General features: G+C 63.0%; 21 protein-coding genes. 12 read left to right on the forward strand and 9 right to left on the reverse strand.

Going from position 1 to position 21,095, the window contains the following annotated elements; translation table 11 throughout:
* Nucleotides 1-125: 125 nt before the first annotated feature.
* Nucleotides 126-1,415, reverse strand: a complete 1,290-nt coding sequence (locus tag RY831_RS10360; protein WP_326506263.1) for a glycosyltransferase family 4 protein — start codon at nt 1,413-1,415, stop codon at nt 126-128.
* Between the two features lie 399 nt (nt 1,416-1,814).
* Here RY831_RS10360 and RY831_RS10365 point away from each other — a divergent pair, with 399 nt between their 5' ends.
* From RY831_RS10365 to RY831_RS10380, 4 genes are all read left to right on the forward strand, one after another.
* Nucleotides 1,815-2,333, forward strand: coding sequence for a glycine zipper 2TM domain-containing protein (locus tag RY831_RS10365; protein WP_326506264.1), 519 nt, complete (start codon nt 1,815-1,817; stop codon nt 2,331-2,333).
* A gap of 241 nt (nt 2,334-2,574) precedes the next feature.
* Complete coding sequence (locus RY831_RS10370; RefSeq protein ID WP_326506265.1) at nt 2,575-3,387, forward strand: mechanosensitive ion channel family protein; 813 nt, start codon at nt 2,575-2,577, stop codon at nt 3,385-3,387.
* Nucleotides 3,388-3,583: 196 nt separating this feature from the next.
* Nucleotides 3,584-4,414, forward strand: coding sequence for a hypothetical protein (locus RY831_RS10375; protein WP_326506266.1), 831 nt, complete (start codon nt 3,584-3,586; stop codon nt 4,412-4,414).
* Nucleotides 4,415-4,552: 138 nt separating this feature from the next.
* Nucleotides 4,553-4,852, forward strand: coding sequence for a PRC-barrel domain-containing protein (locus RY831_RS10380; protein ID WP_326506267.1), 300 nt, complete (start codon nt 4,553-4,555; stop codon nt 4,850-4,852).
* A gap of 51 nt (nt 4,853-4,903) precedes the next feature.
* On the opposite strand, the gene RY831_RS10385 is transcribed toward RY831_RS10380, so the two are convergent.
* The 4 genes from RY831_RS10385 to RY831_RS10400 all read right to left on the reverse strand — a co-directional run bounded on the left by RY831_RS10385 (nt 4,904) and on the right by RY831_RS10400 (nt 9,779).
* Entirely contained in the window at nt 4,904-5,401 is a 498-nt protein-coding gene (locus RY831_RS10385; protein ID WP_326506268.1) for a hypothetical protein, read from the reverse strand.
* Nucleotides 5,402-5,410: 9 nt separating this feature from the next.
* Nucleotides 5,411-6,358: a glycosyltransferase family 4 protein gene (locus RY831_RS10390; protein ID WP_326506269.1), complete on the reverse strand. Its 948-nt coding sequence runs from the start codon at nt 6,356-6,358 to the stop codon at nt 5,411-5,413.
* A 197-nt stretch (nt 6,359-6,555) separates the two neighbouring features.
* Complete coding sequence (locus tag RY831_RS10395) at nt 6,556-7,686, reverse strand: glycosyltransferase family 2 protein (protein WP_326506270.1); 1,131 nt, start codon at nt 7,684-7,686, stop codon at nt 6,556-6,558.
* 284 nt (nt 7,687-7,970) lie between these two features.
* A complete protein-coding gene (locus RY831_RS10400) occupies nt 7,971-9,779 on the reverse strand; it encodes an ABCB family ABC transporter ATP-binding protein/permease (protein WP_326506271.1) in 1,809 nt (602 codons plus the stop codon).
* A gap of 258 nt (nt 9,780-10,037) precedes the next feature.
* Between RY831_RS10400 and RY831_RS10405 the strand changes: the two genes are divergently transcribed.
* The 6 genes from RY831_RS10405 to RY831_RS10430 all read left to right on the forward strand — a co-directional run bounded on the left by RY831_RS10405 (nt 10,038) and on the right by RY831_RS10430 (nt 16,017).
* Entirely contained in the window at nt 10,038-11,162 is a 1,125-nt protein-coding gene (locus tag RY831_RS10405; protein WP_326506272.1) for an Hsp20 family protein, read from the forward strand.
* Nucleotides 11,163-11,286: 124 nt separating this feature from the next.
* Complete coding sequence (locus RY831_RS10410; RefSeq protein WP_326506273.1) at nt 11,287-11,601, forward strand: hypothetical protein; 315 nt, start codon at nt 11,287-11,289, stop codon at nt 11,599-11,601.
* A gap of 233 nt (nt 11,602-11,834) precedes the next feature.
* Nucleotides 11,835-13,565, forward strand: coding sequence for a carbamoyltransferase family protein (locus RY831_RS10415; RefSeq protein ID WP_326506274.1), 1,731 nt, complete (start codon nt 11,835-11,837; stop codon nt 13,563-13,565).
* A 14-nt stretch (nt 13,566-13,579) separates the two neighbouring features.
* Nucleotides 13,580-14,692: a glycosyltransferase family 9 protein gene (locus tag RY831_RS10420; RefSeq protein WP_326506275.1), complete on the forward strand. Its 1,113-nt coding sequence runs from the start codon at nt 13,580-13,582 to the stop codon at nt 14,690-14,692.
* Nucleotides 14,689-15,729, forward strand: coding sequence for a UDP-glucuronic acid decarboxylase family protein (locus tag RY831_RS10425; RefSeq protein WP_326506276.1), 1,041 nt, complete (start codon nt 14,689-14,691; stop codon nt 15,727-15,729). Before RY831_RS10420 ends, RY831_RS10425 begins: the two co-directional genes overlap by 4 nt.
* 42 nt (nt 15,730-15,771) lie before the next feature.
* Nucleotides 15,772-16,017: a hypothetical protein gene (locus RY831_RS10430; RefSeq protein WP_326506277.1), complete on the forward strand. Its 246-nt coding sequence runs from the start codon at nt 15,772-15,774 to the stop codon at nt 16,015-16,017.
* Between the two features lie 399 nt (nt 16,018-16,416).
* On the opposite strand, the gene RY831_RS10435 is transcribed toward RY831_RS10430, so the two are convergent.
* Nucleotides 16,417-16,779, reverse strand: a complete 363-nt coding sequence (locus RY831_RS10435; RefSeq protein ID WP_326506278.1) for a hypothetical protein — start codon at nt 16,777-16,779, stop codon at nt 16,417-16,419.
* 738 nt (nt 16,780-17,517) lie between these two features.
* Between RY831_RS10435 and RY831_RS10440 the strand changes: the two genes are divergently transcribed.
* The gene (locus RY831_RS10440) at nt 17,518-18,174 is read left to right on the forward strand and encodes a dienelactone hydrolase family protein (protein ID WP_326506279.1); all 657 of its coding nucleotides are present in this window, start codon (nt 17,518-17,520) and stop codon (nt 18,172-18,174) included.
* Nucleotides 18,175-18,334: 160 nt separating this feature from the next.
* On the opposite strand, the gene RY831_RS10445 is transcribed toward RY831_RS10440, so the two are convergent.
* Complete coding sequence (locus tag RY831_RS10445) at nt 18,335-18,658, reverse strand: 2Fe-2S iron-sulfur cluster-binding protein (RefSeq protein WP_326506280.1); 324 nt, start codon at nt 18,656-18,658, stop codon at nt 18,335-18,337.
* Nucleotides 18,659-18,666: 8 nt separating this feature from the next.
* Entirely contained in the window at nt 18,667-19,341 is a 675-nt protein-coding gene (locus RY831_RS10450) for a glutathione S-transferase family protein (RefSeq protein ID WP_326506281.1), read from the reverse strand.
* A 253-nt stretch (nt 19,342-19,594) separates the two neighbouring features.
* Between RY831_RS10450 and RY831_RS10455 the strand changes: the two genes are divergently transcribed.
* A complete protein-coding gene (locus RY831_RS10455) occupies nt 19,595-20,485 on the forward strand; it encodes a M14 family metallopeptidase (RefSeq protein WP_326506282.1) in 891 nt (296 codons plus the stop codon).
* Nucleotides 20,486-20,579: 94 nt separating this feature from the next.
* On the opposite strand, the gene RY831_RS10460 is transcribed toward RY831_RS10455, so the two are convergent.
* The gene (locus tag RY831_RS10460) at nt 20,580-21,095 is read right to left on the reverse strand and encodes a hypothetical protein (RefSeq protein WP_326506283.1); all 516 of its coding nucleotides are present in this window, start codon (nt 21,093-21,095) and stop codon (nt 20,580-20,582) included.

Consider the following 21,095-nt stretch of genomic DNA (forward strand, 5'->3'; position numbering starts at 1 on the left):
CGTCCAGGCTCGATGGTTGTTGATGCAAACGGCATCGCGGTGCGATGCCACCGGTTCTCCTGCTCTCTCTGAATGAATGAGGGTGCCTGCTTCAATGATTGCCGCGTTGCTGTGGCACGGGCCGACTAGCCGCGCAGGCTCAGCTCGCCCGCAGCCGCGACGCGCGGCCGCATCGAATAGGCGGTTGCCGGTTCCAGCACGCTTTCGTAAACGGCCGCGACACTGGATGCGACATTGCGCCATGTGAAGTGCTGGTAGGCGCGGCGCATTCCGGCCCAGCCCATGCGCTGGGCAATGTGCGGATGGCGATGCAGCCAGGCAAGCCGCTCGGCCAGCTGTTCGGGATTGTTGGGCTCGACCAGATAGCCGGTCTCGCCGTCGACCACGGTGGTCTTGATGCCGCCCACCGCGGTGCCCACCACAGGCGTGCCGCACGCCATCGCTTCCACCGGCGTGATGCCGAAAGGCTCGTACCAGGGCGTGGTGACGAAGACATTCGCGGCGCTGTAAAAATAACGCAGCTGCGCGCGCTGGCGCTGGCCGGTGAAGGTCACGCACTGTTCGATGCCGAGTTCGTGCGTCAGCGCCATCAGGCGGCCGAGTTCCGGCGTGGCCGCGGGATCGGGCTGCTCCGCGTTGCCGCCCACTACCAGCAGCCGCACCGGCACCTGGTATTGATGGCGCAGGATGGCGGTGGCGCGGATGACATTGTCGACACCCTTGCGCGGCACCATGCGGCCAAGCTGTAGAACGACGAATTCATCCTGGTCGAGCGCCAGCTGGCGGCGCGCATCCAGCGTGACCGGCCAGAACTCTTCGGGATCGAATCCGCACGGCACGACATCGATGCGGTCGCCGGGCGCGCCGTACAGCAGCTCCATGTCGCGCTGGTCCTGCGGGCACTCCGCGATGATGCGGTCTGCTTCCTGCATCAGCCGTTCCTCGATTGCGAAGCGCACATCCGGAAAGGCATCGGCTTCCTTCTGGCTGAGGCGGCGCACGCGGCCCAGCGCATGGAAGGTCATCACGAAGGGAATGCCGAGCGACTTGCGCACCTGCTGCGCCACCATGCCCGACATGAAGAAGTTGGCGTGCAGCAGATCGTAAGGCGCCTTCTCGCGGCGCGCGAAGCGGATCATGAAGCGGCCGAACTGCTCCATGTACTGCAGCATCTGCTCCTTGGGTATGTAATAGGCCGGTCCGGCGGGCACGTTGATGACGCGGATGCCGGGCTGCCAGTCGACCACCTGGTCCTGGGTCTCGCTATCGCGGCGGGTGAAGATGTCGACGAGATAGCCCAGCCTGGCAAGCTGCCTGGCCAGCTGGCCGACATAGACGTTCTGTCCTCCGCTGTCGATGCCGCCGAGATGGGCCAAGGGGGAAGCGTGCTCGCTGATAAGGGCAATTTTTCGCATAGTCTTGATGGTGTGAAATTATTGTTTGGCTGCATTGCATTTAAAGCAAAGGATGTACCCAGCTCACCATTGCACTGCCTCAATGTGCTCATGCCTTCGAGGCCCAATCATTGTCCGGACCGTCGCCGCGTGATCGCAAAATGTTTCAAGTAAAAAATGCGGGTGCGTGTAAAAACTGCGAGGGGTGGTATGTAAAAACATAGAACATAGACCGGCCGCGCGCTGGCCGCGTTTCCGGTTTTGGGGCGCGAGCTGAGCGTCTGTTTGCGATCTGGCATAAGAACTGCATATTTTTCGGGCAGTGGCCAGCTCTACGACGGCGTATCTATTCCATCGGGAATGATGCAATGTGCGGAACGGCTCTCCCGGAAACAGCATAAACAGAATAGGAGATCAATCATGTTGAACAACAAGATCAAGTTTGCCAAACCCGTCGCCGCAGGCTTTGCGGCCCTCATGCTCGCGGCCTGCGGCAGCAGCCCGAACACCGCATCGACCAGTTCCTATCCCATCACGACGACATCGAGTTCCATTCCGGTCACCTCGACCACTAGCAGCACCACAGGCTATGGCGTGGTGCAGGCGATCGACGTCGTGCCGGGCCAGGCAGCGTCCGGCGGCATGAGCCCCGGCGTGGGCACGGTGGCCGGCGCGGTCGTGGGCGGCGTTCTTGGCAACCAGGTGGGCAGCGGCAGCGGCCGCACGGCCGCCACTGTCGCGGGTGCTGCCGGCGGCGCGCTGGCCGGACGCGCAATGACCCGCAACTCGAGCGGCGGCGGCACCGGCGACACCTATCGCGTGGCGGTGCGCATGGACAATGGTTCCGTGCAGACGCTGGTGCAGGACGTGCAGCCGGGAGTTCAGGTCGGCGAGCGCGTGCGCCTTGAAAACGGAGTGATCGTCGAGCGGTTCCGCTAAGATCCCGCCCGGCGGCGGTATAGTGTTTCCCATGCAGTAGTGTTTCAGGGAGGGTGTGCCCAGCGCATACCTTCCGACGCACACCTTCCGACGCACACCTTCCGACGCACACCTTCCGACGCACACCTTCCTTGAAGCACGTCATCCAGCGCTTCCGCAATCCATGTGAACATCGGCCTGATGCCGCCGCCATGGCGGCGCATGGCCTTCATTCCCTCAACTCAAACCAAGCAAACATCCGATGGCAATGGAACCCGACGTCATGAGACAGTGGGTCGATGTAGTGCGGCCCTGGTTCAACATGCTGCTGATATGGTTCCTCGCCTGGCTGGCGCTGCGCCTGATCCGCCGCGTGCTCAAGCTGCTCAACTCGAGGCTGCTCGTCCGCGCCGGGCCGGACGATGCGCGCCGTGTGGAAACGCTGATGAGCGTGTTCCGCTACACGTCCACCATTGTCATCGTCGGCGTGTCCATCATGCTGACGCTGGGGCTGATCGGCATCTCGGTGACGCCCATCCTGGCTACGGCCGGCGTCGCCGGCATTGCCGTCGGCTTCGGCGCGCAGAGCCTGGTGAAGGACTTTTTTACCGGCCTGTTCCTTCTCATCGAAGATCAGGTCAGCGAAGGCGACGTGATCGAAGCCGCGGGAAAGGGCGGAGTTGTCGAGCGCGTCACGCTGCGCCATATCCGCATGCGCGACTACGACGGCGCCGTGCATTTCATTCCCAACAGCATGATCACCGTGGTGACCAACCGCAGCCGCGGTTTTGCCTACGCGGTCATCGACATGAACATCAAGCGCCAGGATGACGTGGAGCGGGTATTCGAACTGATGCACAAGGTCAGCGGAGCCATGCGTGCCGACCCCGTGCTCAGCCCGATGATTCTCGATGACATCGACATTGCCGGCGTCGAGAAAGTGGAGGATGCGGCCGTCGCCGTTCGATGCCGGATCAAGGTGCGGCCGGCGAAGCAATGGCGGATACGCCGCGAATTTCTGCGCCGCATGAAGGCCGCGATCGATACCGTCGAGGAAGTACCGTCTCCAGCCTGACGTGTTCCTCGCCGCGCCCGCGAAGCGCTCGCCCGTATGCATTTCATGGCTGCACTTGTCATGCGGCTCCGGGCCGTTGCGCATGCCCGGAAGTTTTGGCATGGATGTTGCCTTTGCCTGAAAGTGAAACGGGATGTGCGGGGAGCATGCACGGCGGAGCGAGTCCCGTTTTATCAGTCCATAAGGAAATAAGAACATGGCAATCAATGAAAACCCTGCCGCGCGAGGTGAAACTGTTCACCGGGTGGAGGTTGGCGAATACAACGTGCGGCGGCCTGTGTTGCCGGCCATCCGCTGGGGCGCGGTCTTCGCCGGGGTGGCCGTCGGCATCTCCATCCAGCTGGCATTGACCCTGCTTGGCATTGCCGTCGGCTTTTCGTCGATACAGCCGAGCGAGGGGGAAACGCTGAGCATGGGGCCACTGCTCTGGACCGGTTTCAGCATGCTGGTCGCCGCCTTCTTCGGCGGCTATGTCGCGGCCCGCATGTCGGGCCTGAAGCGCCGCGCGGACGGCGTGCTGCACGGGGCGGTTTCCTGGGCGGTTACCACCATCATGTTTGCCGTCCTGGCGACGTCAGTCGGCGGCGCGCTGGTGAGCGGGGTGTTCAACAACATGAGCCAGCTTGCTCAGGCCAGCGTGGCGGCGGGCGAATCACCGCTGTCGTCGCTGATGCGGGCGCAAGGCGGACGCATCGATCCGCAGGCGATGCGCCAGCTGCAGCAATTGCTGAAGGCCGGCCAGCGCGACCAGGCGGTGCAGCTGGTGATCAGCACGCTGGGCGTGGAGCAGATGCGCGCCGAAACCATCGTCGACCAGGCCCTGATCCTGTCCGGCTCGTCCGGCGCCGCTTCTCCGCAGGGCAAGGCAAGGGCCGAGAACGTGATGCAGAACGCCGGCACGGCCGCGTGGGTGGTCTTCCTCGCGGTGGCGCTGGCGCTGGCCATCGGCATCGGCGGCGGCGCGCTGGGCGTGGTGGGTTCTCGCCGGGAGAGCTGGACCGAGGGGCCGGCGCCCCAGCGCAAATGAAAGATGAAGATGAAAGAAGGGTATATGCAAAGGCGGAAAGCCGTCGGTGCGGAACGCGCCCTGGAGCCGCAGCCTCACTCGCGCGGAGATGAAGCAGCCGACATGCAAAACTGAAACAGCGGGAAAGCAGGAGCCATCATGCAAATCACTGTAGGAAGACGTCCCAGACATCCCCGACCGCGCAGCGGACCGGCGCGCTTCGTGCCGCTCGGCGCGCACGAGTCGAGCACCGCCGACCTGCTGCACGGCTGCCCGGTGGTAACCGCCAGCGGCCAGCGCATCGGTATCGTGGATCGCCTGATGATCGATGCCGTCACGCACCAGCTGCGCTACGTGATGCTGGCCAAAAGGAGAAACAGCGCGGTCGTGGCATTGCCATGGCATGCGCTGTATTTCGATGCCGGCCAGTCCAGGCTGGTGTTCTATACGCTCGGTTGAGCGGTCCGCCCCCGGCGGCCGGCGCGGACATGGGACCTTCCGGCGGAGCTGCTATTTCGGTTGAAGGAACAGACCCTTGCTCCGTGCTTCGGTGATGCCCGCCTTGGCGAGCGCGCGCAGGCACATCGCGACCGTTCCGGCGAAGGCTTCGTCGTACCAGGCATTGGCGCCGCTGACGCCGACCGTGATGCCGTCGACCACCACGCTGCCCCATAGCACCGTATCCTTTGCCGCCAGCAGGTGGGGACGCAGTTCCTGCACCATGTGGCCATCCATGCCGGTGCGCCATGCAATCGCAGCCTTGGCGCGGGCAAAGCCGGCATAGTCGGCATCCCATTTCTCGCGGTCGCCGACCGCGTGCTCATACAGCACCGCTTCCTCGAATGAAGAGTTGGCCGGGGTGCGCAGCGGGTCCATCACCACGATATACAGGAAGCCGCTTTCGCCGACTTCCTTCTGCTTCATGGCTTCGGTGATCATCGGCAGGCTCAGCTTCACCGCCTTTTCCGCGGCGGCGCGATCGATGAAATAGCTTGCATTGGCAGTCATGTGGTCCTTTCAGTTTGTGACGAAATGGAAAGCCCGGTTCCAGTCATCCACGAAGCGGTCGATGTGGAAGCGCTCGCTGGCATACCGGCGCGCGCCGTCACCGAGGCGGCGCGCCAGTTGAGGATCGTCGATCATGTCCTGCATGCGCTCGATCAGCGCATCGACATTGGTATCGACATAGCCCGAGACGCCGTTATCGATGACGGTGGCCATCTCGGTGGTGGCCAGGCCGACGATGGGCATGCCTATCATCATCGCTTCGATGACCGCCAGGCCGAGGCTGGTATAGCGGATGGGATTGAAGAAGAAGCGGTACTGCGCGCTGAAGGCCGGCAGCTGCGCATGCTCGATTTCCCCGATGCCGCCGGCTTCCAGCGCGCCCATGCCGACCAGGTCGAGCGGTATCCTGGCGCGGGCCTGCAGGAAGACATCATGGCCGAGGCGCCTGCCGCGGGTGGCGATATTGTTGATCACCACCAGTCCGCGCGCCACATCGCCGCGATACGACACGCCCTGCGGCACCAGCACGCCATGCTCGACCACGCGGGTCGGCGTGCGGCCGTTGTTCCACATCAGGCGGTTGAAATGCGTGACATGCACCAGTAGTACCGAAGGATCGTCGACCGGATGCGCCATGTCGGTCGGATGTTCGCGCGGCGTGTCATGCTCGATATAGATCTTCGGCAGCCGCCGCTGCGCTTCGCTGAGGTACCGGTGCTGGTCCTTCAGGTACTGGTCGTCGTCCTGGAACAGGATCAGGTCGAACTCGCGGTCCTTCACTTCCTCGACCGGCATGTCGATCACGTTGTCGCCCCAGGGAATATGACCGCAGCGACCGCCGTAGCCTGGCGGGCGGTCGGGCTTGGACATGACGTAGAAATCGTGCGGCGCCTGTGTCAGGTAATAGAGATAGCTGCCATGGGTATGCCAGGTAAGGATTTTCAGTCTTCGCTGCATGGTCGGATGTTGTGCGTCACGGAAAAGCCGGCACGGCGGGATTGCCCATGCGCGGCGGTGAAGATGACAGGAATTCCTGCAAGCTGCAAGCTGCCAGCTGCCGCCGGTGATGCCGGAGAATGGCCTGCGCTGACTCGGCGCGTGACGGAAGCGGCATGGAGCCATGCCGCTTCCGTCACGCAGAATATTTCAGTTCCCTACAGAAAACCGACGCGGAACTTGAATGCCCCGACCGCGCGCCAGTAGACGGCCAGCGGCGGAATCAGCGCCGAAGTCACCAGCATTTCAAGCACATGGCCGGGCGCCTTGGAAGTCTTGCTCAGGCGTTGCAGGCAGAAGCGCCCGGTCATGAAGGTCCAGACGGCACCGGACAGAATGGCAGTGCCGAAGGCGCCGGCGGCGAGCGAACTCAGGGTCGTCAGCAGCGCGCCCACCGTCAGGTAAAAGTCCCAGCGCGGCTTGGCACGGATGCGCCGGCGGTACAGCGACGGATGCTTCTTGTACAGCAGCGCATCGAACTGCACCTTCTTCACCTGCTGCAGGCTCACACCCCATTGCGCCGGGCGGATCGGATGCATCATCACCGCCTTCGGCTCGCGCACGATGTTGGCGCCGTAATCGATGAGCCGGAAGTGCAGGTCGGAATCCTCGCGCCAGGCGAAGCGGAAGCGTTCGTCGAAGCCGCCGAGGTCTTCCAGCACCTTCTTCAGGCAGAAACAGTTGGCGGTCACGAATTCCGCCGTTTCCAGGTTCTTCGCATCCTTTTCGTAATCGGTCGGCGTGCCGTCTAGCGGCATGACAACGCTGCCGCATACCGCATGCGCGCCGGCGGAGAATGCCATCACGCCGTTCTTGAGCCAGTCTGGCCGGGCGACCGTGTCGTCGTCGGTGAAGGCGATGATGGCGCCGCGCGCCGCTCGCCATCCATGGTTGCGCGCCGCCGCAGGTCCGTGCGGTCCCATCGAGGGAATGTAGGTCACCTGCAAGCCGTTCTCGGCAGCCTGCGCAGCCCAGCTTGCCACCACGTCGCGGGTGTCGTCGCTCGGTCCGTCATCGACCACGATGATTTCGAAGCGCGCCGTGTCGAACTGCTGCATCACCAGGCTGGCAAGGCAGCGGTTGAGCAATTGCGGGCGTCCCTTGGAAGGGACGACAATGGAAACCGCGACTTCCACGGCGGGCGCCTGGGTGCGCCCGCCCGTGCCGATCACCGACACCACCGGTGCGCCGCTCTGCCGGCGCAGTTTCACGCTGCTCGTACGCGCATCGTGCTCGTTGTCGGCGGTAATGATCCTGCGGTTGCGGTTGAATGCAATTATTTTAGTCATCGACGATGTCCTGATCCTGCTATTCAGTCGCGGCACATGCGGCGCATGGTGTACATGAAGCACATGGTGAACACGGTGTCACGGTGCACATGGGGCTTGCGCAACGGCATGGCATGCGCGTTGAATTGTTATTCTTCAGCTCACGGCTCTTTGGGTAACTTGGCCAACATGCAATTCCCGTTCCATTACGTTGCATTGAGGAGGCTCAACGGGGTTTCCAGCGGGAAGATCAGGAGTAGGGGCACGCGAGCATTTGTTGCAGTCCCGCATGTCCGAACCGGTCATCAGCCCTGCATCGACGACTGCATTTCGCGCACGAGCTGCTCGCTGTCATCGGCGCGCTGCTGCAGCTGCCACAAGCGCGCATAGGCCCCGTTCTGGTCCAGCAGGCGCGCATGCGTGCCGCGCTCGATGATGCGCCCGCGTTCCATCACCAGGATTTCCGTGGCATCGACCACGGTCGACAGGCGGTGCGCGATCACCAGCGTGGTACGGTTTGCCGACAGCTGGTCGAGCTCCTTCTGGATCGCCTGTTCGGACGCGGTGTCGAGTGCCGAGGTGGCCTCGTCGAAGATCAGCAGCGGCGGATTCTTGAGGATCGCGCGCGCCAGCGCAATACGCTGCTTCTCGCCGCCGGACAGCATCACGCCGCGCTCGCCCACCGGGGTGTCGTACTTGAGCGGCAGGGAATCGATCAGGTCGTGGATATGCGCCGCCTTGGCGGCGGCGATGATCTCATCCATGCCGGCGCCGCTGCGGCCATAGCCGATATTGAAGGCGATGGTGTCATTGAACAGCAGCGCCTCCTGCGGCACCACGCCGATCGCTTCGCGCAGGCTGTGGCTGCTGACGCTGCGGATGTCCTGGCCATCGATACTCACGCTGCCGCCGCCGACTTCATAGAAGCGCAGCAGCAGACGCGCCAGCGTCGACTTGCCCGAGCCGCTGCCGCCGACCACCGCGACCGTGCCGCCGGGCGGGATGCGGAAACTCACGCCATGTAGGATGGGACGCGCCGGCTCGTAGGCGAAAATGACATTGTCGAACACCACTTCGCCGCGCGGCACCTTCAGCGCGGGCAGGCCGGGCGCCTCGGCGATTTCCGGCTTCTCGCGCAGCAACTGGAACAGTTTTTCCGCATTGACCAGCGCATCCCTTGCTTCGCGGTACACGAAGCCCAGCGCATTGAGCGGGAGGCACACCTGGATCACATAGGCATTGATGAGAATGAGATCGCCGACGGTCATGGTGCGCGTCAGCACGAACTGGCCGGCCAGCAGCATGACCGAGGCCACGCCCATGGCAATGATCGAGCTCTGCCCGACATGCAGGATGAACAGGGCGCGCTGGTTGGCCACCACCGCCTCGGCCCAGTTGTCCATGATGTGCTGGAAGCGTGCCGACTCGCCGCGCTCGTTGGTGAAGTATTTCACCGCGTCGTAGTTGATCAGGCTGTCGGCCAGCAGGCTCTTGGCGTTCGAGTCGAGCCGGTTGACGCGGCGCTGCACGATGGCGCGCCGCTGGGTGAATACCACGGTGAAGCCGCAGTACACCAGGAAAGTCATTGCCAGTATCACGGTGAACCAGTCGCTGTAGCGCGCCGTCATGATGCCCACCACCATGCCGATTTCCAGCAGCGTGGGAATCAGCGTGAAGAGCCCCACGCCCAGCAGGAAGGCAATGCCGTTGGTGCCGCGGTCGATGTCGGGCAGCAGGCCGCCGATGCGCCGCTTGGCGTGGAAGCGCGAACTGAGCGCATGCAGGTGGGTGAAGGTCTTCTGCGCATAGGTCGCCACCGTGTGCTGGGTCACGCGCGAAAAGGCCAGGTCGCGCAGTTCGTTGAACAGCGTGCTGGCGAAGCGCAGCAGCGCATAGCCGATCAGCAGGGCGATCGGCAGCGCGACAAAGGATTCCGGGCTCGACATGTCGTCGACGATGCGCTTGAGCGCCAGCGGCACCGACACCACGGCAAGCTTGGCCAGCACCAGGAAGAAAACCGCCACTGCAATGCGGCCCTTGAAGGCGGAAACCACGCGCCACAGGTCGCGCATGACATTCATGGCACCCAGCTTTTCCGGTTCTGCTTCCGACATATTTATCTTTTCTCCTTGGTACCGGCGCAGGCTTTCCGGCGGCGTGCCGCCTCGTCCGCCTGCGGATTCAATGTGCTGTAAGGCTTACAAAATTCCTTTGAAAAAATGCTCCGTAGGCGTCCACCTTCCAAAGGCTCGTTCTTTGATCGTTCACGGCGCAGATTGGTGCCAGTCAAATGGTATGGATGTTGCAGGGTATGCATGCATTCAAGAAAGTCCGCCTTAAGCTTAGCTCGATGGCGCAACCGGAGATTCGTGATGGCAAGAATGGAACATGCAGTGGAAATCAATGCGCCCGTACATGTCGTTTATGACCAGCTGCTGCGTTTCGAGGAATATCCGAGGTTCATGGAAAGCGTGCGCGCAGTCCGGAGGATTGATGGCAGGCACCTGCGCTGGCAAGCGCACGCGGGCGATCAAAATCTTGAATGGGATATCGAGATCACGCAACAAGTTCCGGGGCGGGCCATTGCGTGGCGCAAGCCAGGGGAGGCGCGGCTTGAAGGCCGCATCGAGCTTGAAAAGGTCGAACCCCCCGGGGGTCTTGGACAGCGCGGTGGGTTCCATGACGGGCAATTGGCAATCGAGGAGCATACGAGACTGCGGCTGATCATGGATTGCGATGCGGCGGATGGCGTCGCCTACGACGAGATGATGGCGCGCCGCGCCGGGCACGACCTGGCGCGATTCAAGAAATGCGTGGAATCGCAGGCTTCGGGGCCGCATCCGGCACAACCTGAGCCGCAGCGCGGGATGGATGGAGGATCGGACATGACGCCAGCGCCGTCCGACGCTGCCGGTGTGGCCTATCGCCGCCCGCGCAAGGCGGAGGATACGGGACCGGGTCCGTTGCTGGACATGCGGCCGCCGTGGCTGCCGCCCTTCCTCCCGGCATGGGAAAGCCCCCTGCAGATCATGCGGCGTATGTCGCAGGGAGTGGAGAAGATCATGGATGGGGTAATGGCCGGGGCCCGGCTCGACGCGCATCGTGCGGCGAGTCCTTCTAGTTCGGCGAGTTCGGCGAATGAGGCCTACCGCAACGGCGGCGCGTGGAGTCCTTTGGTGGAAGTGACCCGCAGCGACGATGGCATCGTGGTGCAGGCCGAACTGGCGGGTGTGCGGCGCGAGGATGTGCAGATCGATATCCGCGCCGACCGCCTGATGATCGAGGGCGACCGCCGGCCGCAGCAGCCGAATCATCCTGGCGAGGCAAGGCGCTCCGAGCGGTCCTACGGCCATTTCTATCGGGTGGTCGATCTTCCGCTGGGCGCCGATCCGGAGGCGGCGACGGCTTCCATGCGCGACGGGCTGCTCGAGGTCAGGGTGCCGGTGCGCCGCGGCGCCGCCGAATGCCGACGCCTCGATATCCAGGCGCCTGAATGAGGGAGGAGTTGCCGGGGTCGAGAGGAACAAGCCCGGCGGCGCACAGTCCACCCATCCACATGCATCCAATCGTCATCGATACCGGCCGCGATGCGCGGGGCGGCATCACTTCAAAGGAGAAACAATGAATGCCGATATCGTCGGCTGGCTCAGCTCGCTGATCCTCGTATCCACGATCTCGCGCCAGGTCTATACCCAATGGCGCACCAAGCGTATCGATGGCGTTTCGAAATGGCTGTTCATCGGCCAGCTCACCGCATCCTTCGGCTTCACCATCTACAGCTACATGGTGGACAACTGGGTGTTCGTGTTCACGAACTTTTTCATGTTCCTGACGGCAGTGGTGGGCGAGTTCATCTATCTCGGCAACAAGCGGCACGCCCAGCGGCAACAAAATGCCGCATCAGGCACCGGCGCACGCGCGGCGCCGAGCAGGTAAAAACTCCGCAGCTCGACGAGACAATTTACAAGGCCTTGTAGTTGCTGCACTCCCGGCTTTTCAAAACGGATTAGTACCGCATGCATTGACGAACGTGCAAGCCGGCCGCGGCGGCCTGGTTCACGAGGAAACAGCCGGCGCCCGGTATGTCGTTTGCTTGGCGCATTTCAATGCAAGACCTATAGCACGCCGCCAGTAGCGCTTTAAAGAGCGCTGCCACGGCGCTTTATTTTTTGGAGGGAAATGTGTATACGCTTGGAATCAATGCTGCCTATCATGATTGTTCTGCGACCCTCGTGCGCGACGGCGAAGTCCTCGCGGCAGCCGAAGAAGAACGCTTTACCCGCATCAAGCATGGAAAACGGCCAGTGCCGTTTTCCACCTGGCAGCTGCCCTTCCACGCGATCGACTATTGCCTGAAAGAGGCCGGCATCCAGCTGAGCGATGTCGATCATGTCGCCTATTCCTATAACCCCTGGCTGCTGCTTGGCGAGCGCAAGGGCGACGAGACCATCACACTGCCGCTGGAGCCATCGGCGCACAAGACATCGGACTGGATGTCGCCGTGGGACCCGCTGTTTCTTTCCTCCATCGTGAACGCGCCGCGCCAACTGGCCAGCGGCGCGCCCCATCATATCCGCAAGCGTTTCCAGGGCGTGCAGCATGACGGGCCATTCAAATGGCACTTCGTCGAGCACCATCTCGCGCACGAGGCCAGCGCATTCCTTGCCGCTCCTTTCGAGGAATGCGCGGTGCTGACCATGGACGGCCGCGGCGAGAATGCCACCACCAGCTACGGCCATTACCAGGACCGCCGCTATCGCCGCCTGAAGCAGGTGAACCTGCCGCACTCGCTGGGACTGCTGTATGAAATGGTGACCGACTATCTCGGCTTCCTGCATTCATCCGACGAGTACAAGGTGATGGCGCTGGCATCCTATGGCAAGCCGGTATTCGCCGCACAATTCCACGAGATCCTGCAATACCGCGGCGACGGCGACTATGAAGTGCGCCCCGCCAAGTGGGCCGAGCTGTTCGGCCCGTCGCGCGAACGCGGCTCCGAGTTCACCCAGCATCACATGAATATCGCATCGTCGCTGCAGATCGTGCTCGAGGAAACCGTACTGAAAATGGTGCACTGGCTGCACGAACAGACCGGCGCGGAGAACCTGGCCATGGCCGGCGGCGTGGCGCTCAACTGCGTGATGAATGCCCGCGTGCGCGACCGCGGCCCGTTCAAGAAGGTCTGGGTGCAGCCGGCTTCCGGCGACTCCGGCACTTCGCTCGGCGCGGCCATGTGGATCGACGGCCAGCAGCGCGGCATGTCCAAGCGCAGCTGGCAGATGAACCATGCCTTCCTCGGGCCGGCCTACGGCGATGACGAGATCGAGGAATTCCTGAAGCAGGCCAAGCTAAGCTACCGCCGCGCCGATGATCTTTCCGCGGAAGTCGCCGAGCTGCTGATGCAGAACAAGGTGATCGGCTGGTTCCAGGGCCGCATGGAGTTCGGGCCGCGCGCGCTGGGCGCGCGCTCCATCCTGGCCTCGCCGCTGGATCCATCCATGCAGCAGCGGCTCAACACCATCAAGGACCGGGAAGACTTCCGCCCGGTGGCGCCGGTGGTGCTGGAGGAAGAGGCTGCCAACTGGTTCGTCGACGGCAATATCTCGCCCTTCATGGTGTTCGTCTATGACGTGCGCAAGGATTGCGAAGACAAGATTCCGGCGGTGCGCCATGTCGACGGCACCGCCCGCATCCAGACCATCAACCGTTCGCAGAATGCCGCCTACTACGACCTGCTCAAGGCCTTCGCCGAGCGCTCCGGCGTGCCGGTACTGATCAATACCTCGTTCAATACCCGCGGCGAACCGGTGGTCTGCAATCCGCGCGATGCGGTCGAGTCGTTCTGCACGACGCCGCTCGATGCGCTGGCGATCGGCTCCTTCATCGTACAGAAGCCATGACAAGGGAAGGGCGGATGCAGAATTTGAACAGAGTGGTCAAGGATGATTTGTTCACGGGCGTGCAGCGCATCGCGGTGTTCCGCGCGCTGCAGCTGGGCGACATGCTGTGCGTGGTGCCGGCCCTGCGCGCATTGCGCGCGGCCGCGCCGCAGGCGCATATCACGCTGATCGGCCTGTCCTGGGCAAGCAGCTTCGTCAGGCGGTATCACCGCTATCTCGACGAGCTGCTGGTGTTTCCCGGCTGCCCCGGCTTTCCGGAGCAGCCGGCACGCCTGCACGAAATGCCGGGCTTTCTCGCCGAGGCCCAGGGCCGCCGCTTCGACCTCGCGGTACAGCTGCATGGCAGCGGCGCGGTCAGCAATCCACTGACCGTGCTGCTGGGCGCGAAGCGCAATGCCGGCTTCCACGCGCCGGGCCAGTATTGTCCGGAGCCGGCCGCGTTCATTCATTGGGATGAACGCGAGCATGAAGTGCTGCGCTACCTGCGGCTGATGGACCATCTCGGCGCGCCGGCGCAGGGCGAGCATCTGGAATTCCCGCTCACCGATGACGACCATGCATCCCTGCGGCGCAGCCATGCCGACCTGCCGGCGCCTGGCAGCTATGTCTGCATCCACCCCGGCGCGCGCATGCTCACCCGGCGCTGGCTGCCGCAGCGCTTCGCCGAAGTGGCCGACCGCCTGGCGGCGTCCGGCATGAAGATCGTGCTGACCGGATCGCCCGACGAAGCCGAGGTGGTGCAGGCGGTGCACGGGGCGATGCGCATGCCGGCGTTGAACCTTTGCGGCCGGACCGATCTCGGCGGCCTCGCGGCGCTGCTGGCGCAGGCCAGGCTGGTGGTGTCCAACGATACCGGCATTTCGCACGTGGCCGCCGCCGTCGCCACGCCGAGCGTGATCGTGTCCTGCGGTTCCGATCCCGGCCGCTGGGCGCCGCTCGACAGCGCGCGGCACCGGGTGATTCATGCCGATGTCGCCTGCCGCCCCTGCATGCATCAGGTCTGCCCAATCGGCCACCTGTGCGCGTACGAGGTTGGCGCCGATGCCGTGGCGGAACTGGCCGTCCACCTTCTTGACGGCGAAGGCGGCACGCAAACAATCAATGTCACCACGGAGATGCATCCATGAAAGAAGCCGATTCCAAGCGCATTCTCGTCACCGGCGGCGCCGGCTTCCTCGGCTCCCATTTGTGCGAATATCTGCTCGCCCAGGGGCATGATGTGTTGTGCGTGGACAATTTCTATACCGGCACCAAGCGCAACATCGCCCGCCTGCTGCGGCATCCGCGCTTCGAACTGATGCGGCACGACGTCACCTTTCCGCTTTACGTCGAAGTCGATGAAATATACAACCTGGCTTGCCCGGCCTCGCCGGTGCATTACCAGAACGACCCCGTGCAGACCACCAAGACCAGCGTGCACGGCGCCATCAATATGCTGGGCCTGGCCAAGCGGGTCAAGGCCAGGATCCTGCAGGCCTCGACCAGCGAAGTCTACGGCGACCCGCAAATGCATCCGCAGAGCGAGCATTACTGGGGCCATGTCAACCCGATCGGCATCCGCTCCTGCTACGACGAAGGCAAGCGGTGCGCCGAAACCCTGTTCATGGATTACCGCCGCCAACATAAGCTCAACGTCAAGATCGCGCGCATCTTCAACACCTACGGCCCGCGCATGCATCCCAATGATGGCCGGGTGGTGTCGAACTTCATCATGCAGGCGCTCAACGACGAACCGCTGACCATCTACGGCGACGGCTCGCAGACACGTTCGTTCTGCTATGTCGACGACCTGATCCGGGGCTTCGACCTCCTGATGCGGAGCGCCGACGGCTTCTGCGGACCAGTGAACCTGGGCAACCCCGGCGAATACACGATGCTGCAACTGGCCGAACGCATCATCGCGCTCTCAGGCTCCCGTTCGAGCATCGTGTTCCGGCCGCTGCCGAGCGACGATCCGACGCGCCGCCGTCCCGATATCACGCTGGCACGCACCGTGCTGGGGTGGGAACCAACGGTCGAGCTCGACGAAGGGCTGTCGCGCACGATCGATTATTTCCGCCAGTTGCGCGCGGGCGAGCGGGACGACGAGGTGACCATTCCCGACGGTTTCGCGGGCAGCCTGCGGCACCATGGCTTCGAGCAGAGCGGCATGTCGAAGATGTAGACGGCGTGCCGCAGCATGGAACCCATCAAGAAGAGGTAATGCATGAACGGCACACGCAGATCTGGAAGCCGGCCCGCATCGGTCTGGGCGGCCTGGAAAACTCCTGTCCTCCTCGCCGTGCTGGGACTGGCGAGTCTCGCTTGCAGCAAGGGACCGGGCAGCCCGGACCTGCCGAATTCACCGCCGCGGCCGAAGGTGCAGGCGCAGCAGGTACAGTCCGGGCCCATCGTCACCGCGCAGTTTCATCTGCCGGCTCGTCAAAAGCCGAGAAGGGCGCTGAGGACTTGAATACTTGAGGCGGGAGGCTGATCAAGCTTGCTTCCGGAGCGTTTAGAGCGGATTGCGGGTGGGTGTAGGAAAGAATCGGTTTGTCCTGGGATGCAGGACAAGGCGAGAGGAGCGCCATGTGGCGGGCCACATAACGGGCCACACAAGCGACGAGCAACGCTGCCATGGTGAAGTGGGCCCAAGGCAGGCCGAGGCGACCGACCACCCATTCGCAAGCCGCTCCAGGGTCCGGCTGGATCAAGCGAGTGCCAAAGTCTTATGCAAAGAACAGCCCCTCTCCTGCAGGCTGGAGAGGGGTGTCTTGGCGCCTCAGGGCAATCAGAGAACATTGCCATGACAGGTATGTAACTTGAAAAGCCGGCTTTCCGCCAGGGCAATGCATTTTTAATTTAATTGAAATTAAATTCCGGACCCATTTTCGCCCATCTTATACCCGAACTGCTTCTGGACCTCCACCATGCGATCCGCGCTCATGCCAAGCTGAGAAGCAAACTGGTCACGCTCCGAATCGGAAAGACGTCCTGACCTTAGTGCGTCGTTCAGCTTGTGCCGATCCTTTTCTTCATCCGAAGCGGTCCCATTTGCCACTTTCATGCCGTCCATCTGATACAGCTTCGCAAGCGCTGCCATCGTATCCGGCATGGAGGCATTGGGGTCCTGCAAAGTCTTTTTGAGACTTTCTGGATTGTCATTCGTGCCGAGATTTACGTTCGTCGCGGCAAAACCTGTGGGATTTACTGGTGTATCGCTGCCAACTCTCATTTTTGGTTGCTCCTTAAGTCGCTCAATTATTTAATTGAAATCATGCAGTATTAACAATTAATGCCGCACTTTCATGAGTGGAGAAGCCAGGAAAGTAGTTCCTGTGCAATTGTCAATTAAGATTGTCGGGGCTGCTTATGTTCCGCCGTTGTTCATTCTTATTAGTTAACGGTGCGAATAGTCATGGCAGTGCGTGCTTTTCCTTAATTCGAACTGACACAGTACCTATATAGATCCGGCCCGAAAATATGCTGGGCCGGATTCCCTCACCCCGGCCTTCTCCCAGAGGGAGAGGGTGAGATCAGCGACCCGAAAAATGAACCATCTTTCGGGCCGAATCAATAAAGCTTGGCCCTGGCTGGTGAAACCCCCTCGACGGGAGTGCGCTTGTGGCGAAGCATCCTGTGTCGCCGGTGCCGGCAGCCAAAAGCAATTTCAGCTTTGGCACAGACCTTGCGATAGCCGACCCTGACGCGATACTTCCTCCCGCAGACGCCATGTTTCCCGGATGTGTTTCTCATCGCGCCGCCGCACGCCCGCTGCGCGCATCGATGAGTCGGTTTCAACAGTTGCTTTTCCACGGTGCCGCAGCGACGGCACGCCTCCGGCGACGTTCACAGAGCCGCATCTGCTTCCGAATCCCGCTTGCCGGCCGCAACACGCAGCGGCTGTCCGTCGCATACCCATTTCCCGTCTATCCATACAGCGCGCAGGCCGCCGGCCTGCCGAAGAAAGTCAATGATGTTTCCCATCAACAGAAGCCATGTTTCCATCCCCTGCGACGATGTCGCAATCAGCGGAATGCTGTGCCAGCCGGAGGGTGCGATCGGCGTGGTGGTGTGCATCAATGGCAGCACCGCGAGCCGCATCAAGCCGCCATCCGATTATGTAGGCGGCGTGCTTCACATGGCTCGCCTTGCGACCTTGTGGCTGGATGCCGCAGGTCTTGACGACTGCCGCCATGGCCGGGCGGAAAATCCCGCGTTCCCGCCGGTGCGCCGGCTGCAGGCGTCGTTCGACTGGCTCAGGCGCAATGCCGCTACCGATGACTTGCCGCTGGCGCTGCTCGCTTCCGGCCATCTCGCCGCGGCAGCGCTGCGGCTGGCCTCCGCGGGGACCGGCGACATCTCGGCAATGGTGCTGCGCAGTGCAAGGCTGCAACTGCCCGAGCCAGGATTGGCGAATATCACCGCTCCTACCTTGCTGATCGCCGGTGGCCTGGATGACGGCAGCGTCGGTGCCACCCGGGGCGCATTTGCGGCGCTGCGCTGCAAGAAACGCTTCGAAGTCGTACCTGGCGCGACTCATGCATTCGAAGAGCCCGGAAGCCTTGAAGTCGTCGCCCGTTTGGCCCGGGGGTGGTTCCTGCAGCACACGCGCTTTGTGCTGGCTTGACTGTCATGCGCGGCATGATTTGTAAATCGTACCGTGCCGCGCAGCTTTTACAACGCGCACCGCGCTGCGGACGGGGTGGATGGAAGACGGGGTCTGGTTTCTTGATGGTGTTTGCGAGTAGTGGCGTTGCCCCTTCCCGGTCTCCGGGGAGGGGCTTTTTTTATCCCGGCATCTTCCGGGCGCGCGGCACTTCCAGCACCACGTCGCACTCCGCGTGCGCCACGCAAGGAAGGATATAGCCCTCGGCCTTTTCCTCGCGGCTCACGCCGGGCCAGTCGATGCTGTAGCGGATCCGTCCGCTGGTCATCCTGCACAGGCAGGTGCGGCAGGTGCCGTTGCGGCAGGACGCCGGCAGCTCGATCTTCGCGGCGCGCGCCGCAGCCATCAGCGACTGTTCGCCGCCGGCGGCATATTCCCATCCTGCCGGCTCGATGCGCACGAGAAAGGCCGGCCGGGTTTCGCCGCCGCTCATCTTGTCGTTCATGCCGCTGTTCACGCAGGTACGCCGGTCACGGTGGCCGGCAGCGGCGAGACGCCTTGCTCGATCGCCGATTTTTCCTGCGCGGCCAGCGCCCGCAGGTAAGCTTCCCGCTGCTGCAGGCGCTGCCAGTAGGCCCGAACCGGATCGCTGAATTCCGGTTCGAGTCCGATCAATTCGGCCAGCATCAGCGCATAGCCGACCGACACGTCGGCCGCGGTGAAACGCTGCGCGCAGAGGGTTTCCTGGCGCGCCACCACGGCATCGACGCCGCGCAGGCGCGCCAGGAACCAGCGCCGATAGTCTTCCGCCACCTGGGGCTGGCGGCGCGCCTCCGGTTCGAAACGGCCATAGCGCAGCACCAGGGTCTGGGGGAAGGTCAGGCTGGCTTCGCCAAAATGCAGCCAGTTGAGATACTCGCCGTAGGCCGGTTCGCCGGCGGCCACGTCCAGCGTCCCGGGAGCGGCGCGCGCCGCGAGATACTGGCAGATCGCCGCCGATTCGGTCATCCGCAGCGCGCCGTCGAGCAGCGCCGGCACCGTGCCGAGCGGATTGACGGCAAGGTAGTCGCGCGCGGCGACGCGGGGCGGAAAGGGCAGCATCTTCAGGATGTAGGGCAGCTGCAGTTCTTCCAGCATCCAGAGCGCACGGAAGGAACGCGCGCTGACGCAGTGGTAGAGGGTCAGCATGGCTTACCTGCTGCGGCCGCAATGGCAGAATCCCTGGTATGTCATGGTGCGCGTCTCCTTCCGTGGTGGGTATGCGGAATTGTAGCCTGATGCCGCCCGACTCAGCCCGGTGCGGTATTGCGCCCATGCCATGCGCAAGGAATGCGACAATGTCGCTCGCGATGCCGGCCGGACTTCGATGCCGACCGGCGCACCAGGACATTCGAATCGGAAAAGTACGAAAAAGTACGGAAAAGTAAGGAAAAGGACCAACATGACTGTCAAGACCGTTGTCTATCAAGCGCTGGAAACCGGCCCGGCACTGACGATACTGGGTGCCGTGCACGGCAACGAGCGCTGCGGCCCGGAAGCCATCAAGCGACTGATCGCGGCGCTGGACGGCGGCGAAGCGGTGCTGCGGCGCGGCACGCTGCAGATGATGCCGGTGGTGAACCCGAAGGCCTATGCGCAGAACGTACGCTTCGTCGAGCGCAACCTGAACCGCCAGCTTTACCCGAAGGACGAAAAGCGGCATTACGAAGACCATCTCGATCCCATCGTCTGCGGCCTGCTGGACCGCACCGATGTGCTGCTGGACCTGCATTCCTTCGCCTCGCCGGGCGGACCGTTCATTTTCCTGAGCGGCAAGAATCCGCGCGAACTGGCCTATGCCAAGTCGCTTGGCGTGACCGATTTCGTCTATGGCTGGGCGGAGGCGTACGGCAGCGGCGGCGACAGCAAGGAATCGCAAGGCACCACGGAATATGCGCGCACGCGCGGCGCGATGGCGGTCACGCTGGAGTGCGGGCAGCACCTCAATGCCGATGCCGCCGAGATCGGCTACCGCGCCATCCTGATGGCGCTGAGGCACCTCGACATGCTCGATCCGCAATGCTCCGCGGCCGCATCGCTGGACCAGCCCGCCGAAGCCGGGCAGTTGCGCTGCGTGCGCATGAAGAGCGTGTACTACCGCGATGAAGGCGCCGCGTTCAGCCGGCCGTGGCGGCATTTCGATGCGGTGATGAAGGGCGAAACCATCGCCAGCCTCGCCGGCGGCGGAACGCTGGCGGCGCCGGAAGACGGTTTCATCGTGCTGCCGAAGGAAGGCGCGGCAACCGGCGGCGAGTGGTTTTATTTCGGCACCGCGACCTCCTATCCGGAATGATGCCGGGCCGCGTTGCTCCGCGCCAAAGCGGCGTGAAAGCGGAAAAGGGAGGCTCAGCCTCCCTTTTCTTTTGCGGATACGGATGATTTCCGCATCATTCCGCCGCCTGACGCTTGCCCACCACTCTTTCGCGTATCCACTCGATCTTCGGCTCGGAATGGAGGTTGGCGATCACCGCGCCGTAATTGGCTTGCCCGCGCGCATGCCGCTGCGAACTGCTGACTTCGTATTCCAGCACGTAGCTGACGAAGACGCTGTCCGACGCCGGATCGGGGGTAATGTAGTCGATGCGCGCCAGGCGGTAATTGCGCATCGGCCAGCGCCGGCTGTAATGGCGCACGTCGCGCACGATCTCGTTCCGTGTGGTTGGCCCGAACTCGTAATAGTCCACGCCGTCGGCAAAGAATTGTGCCTGCGCTTCCGGACTTTTATCCGGGGAAATGAATTGCTGCAGGAACGTCTCGACCGCTTGCTCGAGTGCGGCGGGCGGTACGGCCGCGGCCGACATGGGACTGACCGGCTGGGCAAACGCTGAAGCTGAGGCTGAGGCAGCGGCTGCGCCCAGAATCAGGACAGCCACGGCGGAAGCGGGGAAAAGCGCGGGACGCAT

Source organism: Noviherbaspirillum album (genome assembly GCF_035916955.1).
Taxonomy (GTDB): Bacteria; Pseudomonadota; Gammaproteobacteria; order Burkholderiales; family Burkholderiaceae_D; genus Noviherbaspirillum; species Noviherbaspirillum album.

Coding starts and splice junctions, on each gene's coding strand:
- RY831_RS10360 (WP_326506263.1), bottom strand. CDS start 1,415: ATGCGAAAAATTGCCCTTATCAGCGAGCACGCTTCCCCCTTGGCCCAT.
- RY831_RS10365 (WP_326506264.1), top strand. CDS start 1,815: ATGTTGAACAACAAGATCAAGTTTGCCAAACCCGTCGCCGCAGGCTTT.
- RY831_RS10370 (WP_326506265.1), top strand. CDS start 2,575: ATGGCAATGGAACCCGACGTCATGAGACAGTGGGTCGATGTAGTGCGG.
- RY831_RS10375 (WP_326506266.1), top strand. CDS start 3,584: ATGGCAATCAATGAAAACCCTGCCGCGCGAGGTGAAACTGTTCACCGG.
- RY831_RS10380 (WP_326506267.1), top strand. CDS start 4,553: ATGCAAATCACTGTAGGAAGACGTCCCAGACATCCCCGACCGCGCAGC.
- RY831_RS10385 (WP_326506268.1), bottom strand. CDS start 5,401: ATGACTGCCAATGCAAGCTATTTCATCGATCGCGCCGCCGCGGAAAAG.
- RY831_RS10390 (WP_326506269.1), bottom strand. CDS start 6,358: ATGCAGCGAAGACTGAAAATCCTTACCTGGCATACCCATGGCAGCTAT.
- RY831_RS10395 (WP_326506270.1), bottom strand. CDS start 7,686: ATGACTAAAATAATTGCATTCAACCGCAACCGCAGGATCATTACCGCC.
- RY831_RS10400 (WP_326506271.1), bottom strand. CDS start 9,779: ATGTCGGAAGCAGAACCGGAAAAGCTGGGTGCCATGAATGTCATGCGC.
- RY831_RS10405 (WP_326506272.1), top strand. CDS start 10,038: ATGGCAAGAATGGAACATGCAGTGGAAATCAATGCGCCCGTACATGTC.
- RY831_RS10410 (WP_326506273.1), top strand. CDS start 11,287: ATGAATGCCGATATCGTCGGCTGGCTCAGCTCGCTGATCCTCGTATCC.
- RY831_RS10420 (WP_326506275.1), top strand. CDS start 13,580: ATGCAGAATTTGAACAGAGTGGTCAAGGATGATTTGTTCACGGGCGTG.
- RY831_RS10425 (WP_326506276.1), top strand. CDS start 14,689: ATGAAAGAAGCCGATTCCAAGCGCATTCTCGTCACCGGCGGCGCCGGC.
- RY831_RS10430 (WP_326506277.1), top strand. CDS start 15,772: ATGAACGGCACACGCAGATCTGGAAGCCGGCCCGCATCGGTCTGGGCG.
- RY831_RS10435 (WP_326506278.1), bottom strand. CDS start 16,779: ATGAGAGTTGGCAGCGATACACCAGTAAATCCCACAGGTTTTGCCGCG.
- RY831_RS10440 (WP_326506279.1), top strand. CDS start 17,518: ATGATGTTTCCCATCAACAGAAGCCATGTTTCCATCCCCTGCGACGAT.
- RY831_RS10445 (WP_326506280.1), bottom strand. CDS start 18,658: ATGAACGACAAGATGAGCGGCGGCGAAACCCGGCCGGCCTTTCTCGTG.
- RY831_RS10450 (WP_326506281.1), bottom strand. CDS start 19,341: ATGCTGACCCTCTACCACTGCGTCAGCGCGCGTTCCTTCCGTGCGCTC.
- RY831_RS10455 (WP_326506282.1), top strand. CDS start 19,595: ATGACTGTCAAGACCGTTGTCTATCAAGCGCTGGAAACCGGCCCGGCA.
- RY831_RS10460 (WP_326506283.1), bottom strand. CDS start 21,095: ATGCGTCCCGCGCTTTTCCCCGCTTCCGCCGTGGCTGTCCTGATTCTG.